This window comes from Acinetobacter sp. ANC 5054, from assembly GCF_002135295.1.
Lineage (GTDB): Bacteria > Pseudomonadota > Gammaproteobacteria > Pseudomonadales > Moraxellaceae > Acinetobacter.
Window position 1 is genome coordinate 32,107 of record NZ_NEGG01000015.1, and the last position, 14,334, is coordinate 46,440.

10 protein-coding genes are annotated in these 14,334 nt (G+C 40.8%); 2 read left to right on the top strand and 8 right to left on the bottom strand.

The features are described 5' to 3' along the window. Positions 1 to 73 precede the first annotated feature (73 nt). The 7 genes from B9T33_RS14055 to B9T33_RS14085 all read right to left on the bottom strand — a co-directional run bounded on the left by B9T33_RS14055 (position 74) and on the right by B9T33_RS14085 (position 10,103). Positions 74 to 2,110, bottom strand: coding sequence for an NADPH-dependent 2,4-dienoyl-CoA reductase (locus B9T33_RS14055; protein WP_086179524.1), 2,037 nt, complete (start codon positions 2,108 to 2,110; stop codon positions 74 to 76). A gap of 250 nt (positions 2,111 to 2,360) precedes the next feature. Next, complete coding sequence (gene dld / locus B9T33_RS14060) at positions 2,361 to 4,058, bottom strand: D-lactate dehydrogenase (protein ID WP_086179525.1); 1,698 nt, start codon at positions 4,056 to 4,058, stop codon at positions 2,361 to 2,363. Between the two features lie 472 nt (positions 4,059 to 4,530). Beyond that, positions 4,531 to 5,685, bottom strand: coding sequence for an FMN-dependent L-lactate dehydrogenase LldD (gene lldD, locus B9T33_RS14065; protein ID WP_086179526.1), 1,155 nt, complete (start codon positions 5,683 to 5,685; stop codon positions 4,531 to 4,533). A gap of 2 nt (positions 5,686 to 5,687) precedes the next feature. Continuing rightward, a complete protein-coding gene (gene lldR / locus B9T33_RS14070; RefSeq protein ID WP_086179527.1) occupies positions 5,688 to 6,431 on the bottom strand; it encodes a transcriptional regulator LldR in 744 nt (247 codons plus the stop codon). A 28-nt stretch (positions 6,432 to 6,459) separates the two neighbouring features. After that, complete coding sequence (gene lldP / locus B9T33_RS14075; RefSeq protein WP_171263648.1) at positions 6,460 to 8,130, bottom strand: L-lactate permease; 1,671 nt, start codon at positions 8,128 to 8,130, stop codon at positions 6,460 to 6,462. 428 nt (positions 8,131 to 8,558) lie between these two features. Continuing rightward, positions 8,559 to 8,912: a hypothetical protein gene (locus tag B9T33_RS14080; protein ID WP_086179529.1), complete on the bottom strand. Its 354-nt coding sequence runs from the start codon at positions 8,910 to 8,912 to the stop codon at positions 8,559 to 8,561. Between the two features lie 276 nt (positions 8,913 to 9,188). Continuing rightward, positions 9,189 to 10,103, bottom strand: coding sequence for a DMT family transporter (locus tag B9T33_RS14085; RefSeq protein WP_086179530.1), 915 nt, complete (start codon positions 10,101 to 10,103; stop codon positions 9,189 to 9,191). 234 nt (positions 10,104 to 10,337) lie between these two features. Here B9T33_RS14085 and B9T33_RS14090 point away from each other — a divergent pair, with 234 nt between their 5' ends. Next, positions 10,338 to 11,189 carry a LysR family transcriptional regulator gene (locus B9T33_RS14090; RefSeq protein WP_086179531.1) on the top strand — a complete coding sequence of 284 codons (852 nt, stop codon included), beginning with the start codon at positions 10,338 to 10,340 and terminating at the stop codon, positions 11,187 to 11,189. A gap of 406 nt (positions 11,190 to 11,595) precedes the next feature. Further along, entirely contained in the window at positions 11,596 to 12,939 is a 1,344-nt protein-coding gene (argG, locus tag B9T33_RS14095) for an argininosuccinate synthase (RefSeq protein ID WP_086179532.1), read from the top strand. Between the two features lie 83 nt (positions 12,940 to 13,022). Here the strand turns inward: argG and B9T33_RS14100 are convergent, their stop codons facing one another. Next, a complete protein-coding gene (locus B9T33_RS14100; protein ID WP_086179533.1) occupies positions 13,023 to 14,279 on the bottom strand; it encodes a GGDEF domain-containing protein in 1,257 nt (418 codons plus the stop codon). Between the last annotated feature and the right edge of the window lie 55 nt (positions 14,280 to 14,334).

Genomic DNA, 14,334 nt, shown 5'->3' on the forward strand with positions numbered 1-14,334 from the left:
CGGAGGTTTTAACTTTCTGACAAGTAAAAATTACAACTAAACCTTTCAAATGAATATTGTTTCACCAAATTCATTATAGTTTTGCTGCAAGTTCCGCTCCTTCACGAATCGCACGCTTGGCATCAAGCTCTGCTGCCAGTTTTGCACCACCAATAATATGATAATTTGCTAAAGTTTTTTCGCCCTGTTCAGGCATCAATTGTTTAACCGACTCTTGTCCTGCACAGACCACAACAGTATCAACTCGAAGCAATTGGTCATGTCCGGCGTGTTCAATCCACAGCCCTTCATCTGTAACGGCTTTATATTGCACGCCACGTAGCATACGCACCGCATTTTTCTTCAATTGTGCGCGATGCACCCATCCCGATGTTTTACCCAAACCTGCACCTAATGGTGAAGTTTTTCGTTGTAGCAAAAATATTTCACGTACAGGCGCTTCAATTTCCGCAGTTTGCATGCCGCCTTCAGACACATAATTCGGATTTGGATCTACACCCCACTCACGCTGCCAATCTGCCAAAGGTTGAGGCTGTGGCTGATGCGGCGGTTTAAGTAAAAATTCTGAAACATCAAAACCAATACCACCTGCACCAATAACTGCAACTTTATGCCCAACTTCTGCACCTTTTAACACTTCGGCATACGACAGTACATTTGGAGCATCACTACCCGAAATTTTTAAACTACGTGGCACGACGCCTGTTGCAATAATGACTTCTTCAAAACCTTCACGTTCCAATTGTTCACGATTCACGCGTGTATTCAAACGCAGTTCCACGCCTGTTGTTTCAATCTGCACTTTATAGTAGCGAATAGTTTCATGAAATTCTTCTTTACCCGGAACGACTTTGGCCAAATTAAACTGACCGCCAACTTCGTTGCTCGCTTCAAATAAAGTTACATCATGTCCACGGCTCGCCGCTACAGTTGCTGCCGACATGCCTGCCACACCACCACCGACCACGGCTATGCGTTTCGGTTTCTTGGTTTTTAAATACACCAATTCGGTTTCGTAAGCAGCACGTGGGTTGACCAAACAACTCACACGTTGATTTTTAAAAGTATGATCCAAACACGCTTGGTTACAAGCGATACAGGTATTAATTTCATCAACACGATTGGTTGCTGTTTTATTTACCCAAAATGGGTCCGCCAACAATGGACGCGCCATTTGAACCATATCCGCCTTGCCAGAAGCTAAAATTTCCTCTGCTGTTTCAGGCATATTAATACGATTGGATGCAATAACAGGAATACTCAAATGCTTTTTAACTTCAGCGGTATAGTCCACAAAAGCAGCTCGTGGCACTGAAGTCACAATGGTCGGAATACGTGCTTCATGCCAGCCAATACCCGTATTAAGCAAAGTGACGCCAGCTTGTTCTAAGGCTTTAGCAACAGTAATAACTTCTGCCATGGTGTTGCCGTCATGGACTAAATCCAGCAATGACAAACGGAAGCAAATAATAAATTTTTCACCCACTTCTGCGCGAATCGCTTTGACGATTTCAACCGCAAGGCGCATACGGTTTTCAATATCACCACCCCAGCGGTCCGTACGCTGATTCACATGACGGCTTAAAAATTGGTTCAACAAATAACCTTCTGAACCCATGATTTCTACACCATCATAGCCAGCCTTATGTGCAAGGCTAGCAGACTTAGCAAAGTCATGAATCGTTGCCAAAATTTGCTTTTCACTAAGTTGGCGCGGTTTAAATGGTGAAATTGGTGATTTGATTGGACTTGAAGACACGACGAATGGTTGATAGCCATAGCGCCCTGCATGCAAAATTTGCATTAAAATTTTAGCGCCATGCTTATGCACAGCATGGGTCACAAGTCTGTGCGGTGCAACATCTCCCAAGGTATTCATTGTTCCACCCGCAGGGAGCAACCAACCTTGGCGATTTGGTGATATACCACCTGTAATAATCAGGCCCACACCACCCTTTGCGCGCTCGCCAAAATAAGCAGCTAACTTTGGATAATTATAAAAACGATCTTCCAAACCACTATGCATGGAACCCATGACCACACGATTTTTTATAGTCGTAAAACCTAAATGCAGCGGTTTTAAAATATTTGCATAGCTAGTCGTTGTCATACTGAATCCTTAATTTTGGCTTTGCAACTTGTTGCATAATACTTTAACGCTATTTTTATCTTTTACGATGGCAATTCAAAAATATTTGTCTGCTTTTTCGGTCAATACACCTGTTCTTTTATCTTTCATTTTGTGACATAAATATTTCAATTGTCTTATTTTTTGAATTTCTAATTGTAAATAAAAAAGCCAGTACATGTTCTGCGCTGGCTTAATGTTAAATTCATTATTTGAAAATATAGATGGGCTATTATTTCCAATATTTAAGCTTACTGGTCTGCCCAATGCCGATATTAAAACTATTGGTTGGGTCGAGCTTTTGATAATGATTTTTTAAGGCTGGTTTTGCGACATAGAGATGCCCAACATTGTGCTCCGCAGGATATTCTGCACCACGCACATCTAGTAAATGCCACATCTGATGTTCCATCGCTAAAGGATCTACGCCTTTTTTGACAATATAGTCCTGATGGAACACATGACACAAAAAATGCCCGTAATACAATTTATGAATGATCAAATCATCCATTTCCTTGGGTAAAGTTTCGACCCATTCACGGTCGTTACGGCGTAGTGCAATATCCAGCGCGACAATATCTTCGACTTCTGAACGGTGGGTATCACGGTAACGAATGGCTGCACCAGCCACAGCAAAACGGTGTAAAAAAGCTTTGCGACCTTCTTCATCTGTGCAATGAAAATAACTGCCTGTTGCCTTGTCTTGAAAATAGCTTTTTAGATAGTTTTCGGCTAAATCCGCATCCTGATTTTCAATACGGATCACCAAATGATGTTCATACAAATCACGGAATTCATTCATGCGTTTGGGCAAATGGTTCGGCATAAATTTAGTGACGAGTTGCAAAACTTTGTCAGATAAACCGCGTAATCCAAGTTTTTCTAAATAACCATCCACTTTATCTTTCATGGCAAATGCAGCGGGTACTTTGGCTGTACCAAATTTCTCGATAAACACAAACGTATCTTTGCCATATTCTGCACCAATGTCATAGGCAACACGGTGGATGTATTCTCCTGCGATAGGCAAGCGCGGCAAATCTTTCAGTAAAAAACGACGAATTTCGGTCAGGTCATCTTGTGAATTAGTACCGACATAAAATACTTGGCTTGGAATTTTTTCAAAGGTGTCTAAACGCACTGCAAATACACAGACTTTCCCTGCTGAGCCAGAGGCTTCAAATAAGCGTGATGGATCGGCATTAAAACGTGCTGGCGTATTTTCATCGACCTGCTTTACGTCATGTGCATAACGCTGATCGGATGCGCAGCAACTAGAATTATTTACAATGTCATTAAGCTGATAGTGCTTATTTTCAAGTTTGGTCAGAATCTCTTCAGGCGTTTCACCCAAATGCACGCCTAGATGATTGACCAGCTCCAATTCACCTGCTTCATTGACCTGTGCATACAGTGCAAGTTCAGTATAGGCTGGGCCACGGCGCACCAATGCACCCCCTGAGTTATTGCATACGCCGCCAAGCACCGATGCACCAATGCAAGACGAGCCAATCACCGAATGTGGTTCACGGTTAAACTGTGCCAGCTCTTTTTCGAGTCGGTCTAAGGTTGCACCCGGCAAACAAATCACTTGCTGACCTTCGTTAATCACTTGAATACCTGCCAAACGGCGAGTGCTCATTAAAATCACTGGACGGTCGTAGTCTTCACCAAAGGGGGTTGAACCGCCTGTCAGTCCTGTATTGGCTGCCTGCATAATCACAATACAATCGGCATCAACCGCGGTTTTCAGTACTTGCCATTGTTCAAGCAATGTTCCCGGTACAGCAACCGCCAGCACTTGGCCTGAACCATAGCGGCGACCTTGGCGATAGAGACGTGTATCGTTATCGTCGGTCAATACATGTTGTTTGCCGACTATGTTGATAAGTTTTTGAATGGTTTGTTGTGCATCTGATTGTGTGAACATATTTCTAATCCTGTTCTAAAAGTATTTTTGAGTTATTCATCACTCTTCTCATACGTTTTAGAAATATCGTCATAATTCATATTTGCTACGCGAAAACGTCATCGGTTGCTGTTTGAGGCAGACTGAAATAGGCATCATCATGTTTCTGCGAAAAATTATTTCGTTTTGTTATTTGACGAGTTCAACGGATGACAAATGCCTTTGGTTACTTTGGGCAAAACCAAAGTAACAGCTGAGCTCCTCACATTTGCTTTTTCACGATAAGACTCCGTCTCAAATCATCTTACTTAAGTTTACGATCGATATGATTAACATAGACTTAGAAGAAGAAATCTAAAAATACGAAGCTATTCTTTATCATTTATACATTCTTAAAATCTCCCCTAACCCCTCTTTAAAAAGAGGGGGACTTCTGCTGTATAAATAGTCAGAAGCCATGACTTTATAAGGAAGAAATAATTAAAAGATAAACTTACCCCGCCAATTCTTTATCTAATCTCACCAAACAATCAGAGCTAATATCCGCGATGGTTTTCGCACCTGTCAAAGTCATGGCAACACGCATTTCTTTATCGATGAGTTCGAGTAAGTTACTTACACCCTCACCGCCAGCAGCACCGAGCGCATAAACAAATGCACGACCAAGCATACAAGTATCTGCACCGAGTGCTAGCATGCGCACGACATCCAAACCATTACGAATGCCCGAGTCAGCGAGAATTTTGATATCGCCTTTCACTGCATCAGCAATTGGCGGTAAAGCACGTGCTGAAGATAAAACGCCATCTAACTGACGACCACCGTGGTTCGACACTACAATGCCATCTGCGCCAAAACGTACCGCATCTTTGGCATCTTCAGGATCTAAAATGCCTTTAATCACCATTGGGCCATCCCAAAATTCACGAATCCACTCGAGGTCTTTCCATGAAATAGACGGATCAAAGTTATTGCCCAACCAGCCAATATAATCTTCTAAACCTGTCGGCTTACCTAAGTATTTAGAGATATTGCCTAAATCATGCGGACGGCCCATTAAACCGACATTCCATGCCCAATGTGGGTGGAAGCAAGACTGCATATAACGGCGCATTGCAGCATTTGGCCCGCTCATGCCAGAGTGTGCATCACGATAACGTGCGCCCGGAACTGGCATATCAACGGTAAACACCAATGTCGAACAGCCCGCAGCTTTGGCGCGTTCCAAAGCATTTTTCATAAAGCCACGGTCACGCAGCACATAAAGCTGGAACCACATTGGGCGGTTAATGGCAGGTGCAACTTCTTCAATTGGACACACTGAAACTGTCGATAGTGTAAATGGAATGCCCTTTTTATCCGCAGCCACAGCAGCTTGGACTTCACCGCGACGTGCATACATCCCTGTTAAACCGACAGGTGACAGCGCCACTGGCATCGACAGGGTTTCATCAAACAGTTTGGTTTCTAAGCTCAGTTGCGACATGTCATTGAGCACACGCTGCCTTAAAGCAATTTTTGATAAATCTTCTACGTTGCGCTTCAGGGTATATTCCGAGTACGCCCCACCGTCAATATAATGAAAAAGAAACGGCGGCAGTCGACGCTGTGCGGCTTCACGGTAGTCATTCGCAGAAGAAATAATCATGTCTATGTCCTGTTTAATCGGCTCGAGCGCTGTCGACGGGCTTCTTCCTCATCAATCATGCGCACTTGCTGTACTACAAACTCAATGTGTCCACACACTGCATTGCGTGCAGCTTCTGGATCACGGCGTTCAATTGCATCCATCACATTAAAGTGTTGATCACGCAATTGATCATAGGTTCGGGCTTCTGTATACACTTTGCGGCGGCCTAAAACCACGTTGTATTGCAGTAAGTCAAACAATCCACGCATCATTTGAATCAGCACCAAATTGTGTGAAGCTTCTGCAATTGCCAAGTGAAATCCAGCATCGGCTTTGGCAGCCTGTACATCATCGCCAATCGATTGAAAATGTGCGATCTGCTCATAGCACTGACGGATGTTTTCAATATCTTCCGCCGTAGCGCGCTGTGCGGCATACCATGCCGTGCCACCTTCCAAAAGGCTCCGCGCTTCTTGAACATCAAATCGGTAAGCGGGATCTTGATCAATCAAGTTGCTGAGTGGTTCAACAATTTGATGATTCGACCAATTGGATGGCAACTGCTGTAAAAATGTCCCTGAACCTGCTTTGCTGACCAGCATACCCATACTGATCAGCTGCTGAATGGCTTCACGCAATGATGAGCGCGAAACCCCCAGCTGTTCACAAAGCTTGCGCTCTGCTGGCAAACGCTCTCCAACCTGAATGCGGTGCTGTTCAATCAGCAGTCGTAATTTCTGTACAGCTTGGTCGGAGACTTTCATCTGCTTTCCTTAAAGTTTCACTTCAGTCTCATGGAATCATCCATGGGAACACATAGGCTTGTAGAGTAATCATAATACCCATCATGATTGTGAACGTTATACTGTGTTTTACGGTAAAACGGAACAAATCAGACTCTTTACCCACCAAACCTACAGCAGCACAAGCAATGGCAATGGACTGCGGTGAAATCATTTTGCCCGTTACGCCACCACTGGTATTCGCTGCCACCAACAACACTTCTGGCACACCAATTTGCTGTGCGGTGGTCGCTTGTAAGGCTGCAAACAATGCATTGGCAGAGGTATCTGAACCTGTCAGGAATACACCCAACCAACCCAAAAATGGTGAGAAGAATGTAAATGCCTGACCTGTATGAGCAAGTGCCAATGCGAGTGTTGCAGACATGCCTGAATAGTTTGCGATGAAAGCAAAAGCCAGCACCATGCCAATCGAATAAATCGGCACTTTCAGCTCATTTAAAGTTTCACCAAAAGTCACTGCAGCTTCTTTCGGCTTCATTTTTAAGAAAATGATGGTGATGATGGCAGCAAAAATAATGGCCGTACCCGTTGCCGAGAACCAGTCAAATTTATAGATCGCATCGTAGTCTTTGATTTCAGACACGACAGGCGGCATCTTTTGTACCAATTGATGCAAATACGGCACTTTGATTGAAATCACCCAATCTTCTAGCGCACCATCTTTGGCAAATAAGCTTTTAAATGGCTTGATACTCCAGATAGTCACCATCGCAGTTAAAATCGCAAAAGGTGACCATGCTTTGGCAATTTGACCCAAGCTGTATTTTTGCTGTTTTTGCGCTTCCAGAGCTTCATCGACATTACCGTCTTCATTAGAGAAACGGAAAATATGTTTTGGTTTCCAAAATTTCAACAGAATGGTGAGCGACACTAATGATGCAATTGCTGCGGTGATGTCTGGCAATTCAGGTCCAACAAAGTTTGAGGTTAAGTATTGCGCCAAAGAGAATGAACCTGCAGCAACAATGACTGCTGGCCACGTTTCTTTCACACCACGCCAGCCATCCATAATTGCCATAATCCAGATCAATACAATCGGCACCATAAATGGCAACTGACGACCTACCATCTGGCTAATTTCCATGGTTTCAACGCCAGATACTTGTCCTGCCACGATAATTGGAATGCCCATCGCACCAAAAGCCACAGGTGCAGTATTCACAATTAAGCACAGACCAGCGGCATACAGCGGCTTAAAGCCTAAACCCACCAATAAAGCAGCAGTAATCGCTACGGGTGCACCAAAACCTGCCGCACCTTCAAGGAAGGTACCAAATGCAAAACCGACCAACAACATCTGTAAACGCTGGTCTTCGGTAATGGATAAAATGGAAGAGCGAATAATGTCAAACTGACCGGTTTTTACCGACACTTTGTAGAGGAATACTGCACCAATAATGATCCACGCGATTGGCCATAAGCCATAGAAAAATCCATAGACCATTGATGCAAATGCCATTGCTGTCGGCATTTGGTAAGCAAATAGCGAAACCAACATGGCCAAAACTACCGTAATGGTCCCTGCCACACTGCCTTTTAAACGGAAAACGGCTAAAGCCAAAAAAAAGAAAATAATTGGGATCAGGGCAACCAAGCTCGAAAGCCAAATATTCCCCATCGGATCATAAATCTGTTGCCATTGCTGAAGCATTGTCATCTCCTTGAAATGCTTTCTAGAACACAAATTGGTCTGATCATCCATCGAGTTGAACGATTATTGGTATGACCAATATTGCTTTGATTAAAAAAATATATCTATAAAAGCCCGATTATCGTACTTTTAGTCGAATTAAAGATCAAATATTAATTTATCTTGTGTAATTGGTCGTACCAATATTTGCTTATTTTTGAGACTGAGTTCGAATATTTATAAAAATTCAGTAGATTTTAAAAAGTATTAAGCTTTTAATTTTTAATATTTTTTACAAAGTGGTATAAATGCCGATATTTGCATTTCATACTTTAGTCTTAGATAGCATTATTTAGACTGTTTTAAATGTCAAAAACTAGAAAATTGACATCACATCATTGGTAAATCATTAAGTAAAAATCCACTGAACTGCCTGAATGATGTCGCTATAAAATCTATTTTTCCCATTGTTTGGCTGTGGTTTTCCATAAAGAAAAAATGCCAAGCAGTGTCCCGATCGGAAAACTCAGCAGCATCAACACCGCCATAACACGAGATAAAATCAGCCCTTCATTGTTGCCCTTTTTCACTTTCAGGCAGGCTAAAACATTAAAACCAAACATCAAGAGCATGAGTAGACTGAGTACCCCTAGCTCCAACATCGGCATGCTGCTTTGCTGATATTCCAAATACCAAACAATCACTAAAGCACAGAGCAGCAAACCTGCATAAATGCCATGCACCAAGCTTAATGTTTCATTTTTAGTTTTTTGAACTGAATAAAGTGGCGGTAAATGATTCATAGACATTGTGATAAAGCCCCCAAAAAACAATCTTTCACATGCGTTTGATCGCAATTTTATGTAGAGAATAGCCTCTACATACTGAACATCATTGATTGAAAAATCAAACTTATAAATTTCTTAGATTTTCAAATGAAGTGCAACCTAGATACACATTTTTGTGTCGTCAGTTTTTTAAAATTATAGATGAGTATTTGAAGCGTGAATCAAAGGAGCATCACTATTCCCCTGTCACGCTCAAATCATCTTTCACTTTTTTTCATAATTTTGAAGCATGTTTTTTTACTTCCGATCTTGCAATACACTTGTTGCATGCTTCTTCTTTGAGAAATTTAAGGAGCTGAAAATAATTCCTAAGCAAATAAATGCAGCACCAATTAGGATATTCATCGTCAATGGCTCATGCCATAACACATTGCCAAAAAACAGACTTAAAATTGGAATACACATCACTGAAATGGACGCGACAAACGTATCCACTTGGCTCACTATCCAGTTCCATAACGCAAAAGCAAAGCCTGTTCCAATCACTGCGATATAAAACAAAATAGCGTCGTTCCAAGGATTAATCCAAACTGTAAAATCTACAGTTTCAAAGCTTAAAGCTCCCAACAACACAATAAATCCTCCAATCAGCAATTGCCAAATGGTGAGCTTCATTTTGTCATATGTTTCAAAATTCTTTTTGACATAAACTGTAGTGAGCGCCCAGAAAAAACCAGAGGAAATCAAAAATCCTTGTCCAATCAATGCCATATTCAATTGAAGATGCTGTAACTGTGGCCACAGAATCGCAATTAACCCTGAAGCTCCGCATAGCAACCCAATCATTTTTTGAGTATTCAAACGCTCTTTCAAAATATAGTGTGCCAATACCCCGATAAATATAGGCATGGTAAATACCAATACTGCCGATAGGCCTGAATCGACAAATTGCATGGCAAAAATTTGTGTGACATAGAAGCCAAAGCAAATCATCAAGCTGGAAATAATCAGCTTTTTCCATTCCCCTTGAGCAGGCAGCACAGATTTTTTCATAAGCAGCTGCACCACAATTAGCGTCAACCCTGCCAAAATCAAACGCATTGAAATAAACAAAAATGGTGGAAAAATTTGTAGGCTATGTTTGACCAAGCCCCATAAAGATCCCCAAATCAAACAGAGCAATGCAATGGCACTCACAACTCTAATATTCATTTGCACTACTCAATAACTGGAAAGTTCATCTAGTGTAAAGAATAAATGACATCATTTATAATGTTATGTTTTAATCTATACATCATTTTTTTTGATGTCATTTTAATTTTCATTTCTTATGAAAATTTGTGATGTTGTGATCTGAGTTAAATGCGCAATTTAAAGCTTAGATTGAGTTAAGCAGACTATTCGTTGATGTAAATGATTGCCGATGTAAATATTTGAGGATGCCACATGAATATCGATATGAGTGATATCAAATCATTTGTCACCGTTGCAGAGCTGAAAAGCATCACTGCTGCGGCACATAAGCTCAATTATTTGCAATCCAACATGACGGCAAAAATCAAAAAAATTGAAAATCACTATGATCGTCAGCTGTTTATTCGTAAACCCAAAGGTGTAGAACTGACTGAATCTGGTATTAATCTGTATCAGCAATATAAAAAAATGATGTTCACTTGGGAAGAAACGGAAAATAAAATTTATCAGCAAGATAAATATCTACGTTTCGGCACCAATACTAGCTTAGGCGGGATGCGCTTCTACCCTTCATTTCGTCAAATGTATGAAGCCTATCCAGACCTTTCCATTACCATGAAAACAGGTGCAACGGGCTTTATTGAAGATGAACTTTTGCAGGGACATTTAGATATTGCTTATGTCTTGGGACAACCTAAACAGAAAAACTTGCAATATATCCATAAGGCCGATGATCATTTGGTATTGATCGGTAAGAACGTCATTAATTACGACAATATTGCTGATTGTATTCATCAACAAAATGTTCTGCTGGCTTCAGAGCAATGCTGCTACTCCACAACCTTAGATCAAATTTGTGTGGATTATCAGATTCAAAAAGGTGAAACGACCCATATTTTTGACCATGAAGCACTGATTCAATTTACCCAATTGGGTATGGGAATTTCTATGATTGCAAAATCATTGATTGAAAAATTTAACATCCAATACTATATGGAAATCCCTGAGCAGTATCGCAATATTGGGCTCTATCTCATCGCACGCAATGACCATGTGTTTACGCCGATTGAGAAGCAATTTATAGGCTTAAATGATCAACTCTAAAAAGCGAAGTTAATATTCTTAAGTTGATAATGTTAAGTTAATAAAAAAGACAGATTGATAAAATCCCCCTTCCCTCATGACGGCTTACAACATAAATATTTGGGGGTGGATATTCAATTTCTTAGTTTTGCCTTGCAGCTCGCAATGTTGGATTTAGACAATTTGACACATGTCATCACTAAGCCAATTCGATACTGAAAAATTGCATCTTTCCCAGTGAATTTAGTGCGACTTCATGCGATTCATTCTATTTCTTCGATAAGAATCTATTCTTCAAATCGTTTTTTTTATAGATTGCGATTTTTTTCAGAAAAAAATTGCACCAAAAAGTGATATGATTGCAGAAATTTGTATTCTCTCAGGCCACCCATTTTAAGGTGCCTATTTTATATCGTTAGGATTAACAATGACTGATAATGCAACTATCTTGCAGAATGTCCCTGTTGGCAAAAAAGTTGGTATTGCCTTCTCTGGTGGTCTAGATACTTCAGCAGCTCTTTTGTGGATGAAACAAAAAGGCGCAGAACCATATGCTTATACAGCAAACTTGGGTCAGCCAGATGAAGACGACTACGACGCAATTCCGAAAAAAGCAGAAGCTTATGGCGCTGTTAAAGCACGCTTAGTGGATTGCCGTCTACAGCTTGCACTTGAAGGTATTGCTGCAATTCAATGTGGCGCTTTCCACATTTCTACTGGTGGTATGCCTTATTTCAATACGACTCCACTAGGTCGTGCAGTAACAGGTACGATGCTTGTTACAGCAATGAAAGAAGATGATGTAAACATCTGGGGTGACGGTTCAACTTATAAAGGTAACGACATCGAGCGTTTCTACCGTTATGGTCTGTTGACTAACCCATCGCTTAAAATCTACAAACCTTGGTTAGACCAAACTTTCATTGACGAATTAGGCGGCCGTGCAGAAATGTCACAGTTCCTGATCGACAATGGTTTTGACTACAAAATGTCAAAAGAAAAAGCGTACTCAACTGACTCAAACATGTTAGGTGCGACTCACGAAGCAAAAGATCTTGAATACCTCAATGCAGGTATCAAAATCGTAGACCCAATTATGGGCGTTGCATTCTGGAAAGATGACGTAGAAGTACAAGCTGAAGAAGTGTCGATCACTTTCGAAGAAGGCTTCCCTGTTGCATTAAATGGCAAACGCATTGAAAACCCAGTTGAGTTCATTCTTGAAGCGAACCGTATTGGTGGTCGTCATGGTCTAGGTATGTCTGACCAAATCGAAAACCGTATCATCGAAGCGAAATCTCGTGGTATCTACGAAGCTCCGGGTATGGCACTTCTTCATATCGCTTACGAGCGTCTTGTGACTGGTATTCATAACGAAGACACTATCGAACAATACCGTATTAACGGTTTACGTTTAGGTCGTCTACTTTACCAAGGTCGTTGGTTCGATTCTCAAGCGCTTATGCTTCGTGAAACTGCACAGCGTTGGGTTGCTAAAGCAATCACAGGTACTGTGACTTTAGAACTTCGTCGTGGTAATGACTACACGATTATGAACACTGAATCTGAAAACCTTACATACGAAGCTGAACGCTTAACAATGGAAAAAGGTGATTCAATGTTTAGTCCTGCTGACCGTATTGGTCAATTGACTATGCGTAATCTTGATATCACAGATACACGCGCGAAATTAGGCATCTACACAAATTCTGGCTTACTTGCAGTAGGTACAGGTTCTGCAGTGCCTCAATTGAAAGACAAAAACAAATAAGATTTGTTGAGTCCAAAAAACCGCACTTTATGTGCGGTTTTTTTATGATTTTAAAATTTTAGAATATATTCAAAAAACAATGCCTAAGCGACATTTGCCGAACGAATAGATTGGTAATAGATTTGATTTCGTCCAAGCTGTTTAGCACGGTAAAGTGCCTGATCAGCAATGGTTAATAGCTCTTCTTTAGTTAAATTTTCCGCGCGATAAACGGTAATACCTAAACTAATGGTGACATGATTCGATACCAATGATTTGGCATGAGGAATTTCCAAACGATCAATGGCCTTATAGATGTTGGACGCTACCGCATAAGCGCCGTGTGCATCTGTTTCAGGTAATAGCACTACAAATTCTTCACCGCCATAACGTGCAACAAAATCCATATGTCGAATGGCATTTTTAATGGTTTTAGCAATACTTGAAATCACATCATCACCCTTTTGATGACCATAGAAATCGTTATAGTTTTTAAAATGGTCTACATCAATAAACAGTACTGCCAGTGAGGTGTTATTACGTTTAGATTGATCATAGAAGTTATCCAGCATTTCATCAAAAGTACGACGATTGGATATTTTTGTCAGCTCATCATGCTGACTTAAATGCAATAACTCTGTAGTGTGAATCCGATGAATTTTTTCACTGATATCTACACGCAACATGTTTAGAAAAATCATGCGTTCACGGGCACAAAGCATTTTACTAATGGCGAAACCAAGTACACAACTGCCAATCAATACTCGCCCGACCACCATGGCATCAAATTTGACGTACAAAGAAAATAGCAACAGCATACTCACAACAGCCGCCAATAAACCTGTCATCAACATATGTGCAGGTTTTGCCCCTGTAATAATAAAACCTAAAATATAGATCATGCATAGGATCATCATAGCCTGATGCTTCAAAGCTTCTGTATACACGGTCATGGTCAGCCATGTCATAGACACGACAAGCCAAAACAAAACAAAGAAACTTGCATGTGAGAAATAAGGCTTTAATTTAGCGTAATGGGCAAAGCCATAGAGAATAAGTAAACTGACTGCCCCATTGATTAGCCCTAAAGTACAATGAATAAAATCATGTGCAAAATAGGCTTTATCAATAATCCAATAGTCGCCGGGCACAATCAGCATCGTTAAAATGAAATAGGTCAGCACACCCATCCAAAAATATTGACTGATATTGGTTTGTGCGCGCTCAAGGTTCAGTGCCCAAAATTTTAATTCTAATTTCTTCGGGAAAATCTCACCTACACGACGTGTTTGCCGCGTAATTAGTTCTTCTATTTTTTCTTTGTCGTATTGCAACTTTGCAAGGTTATACTTGTATTCCATTTCCAAGCATTTATCTAATTTTTTTAGTGATTTAAAAATACCATAGTTTTTATTA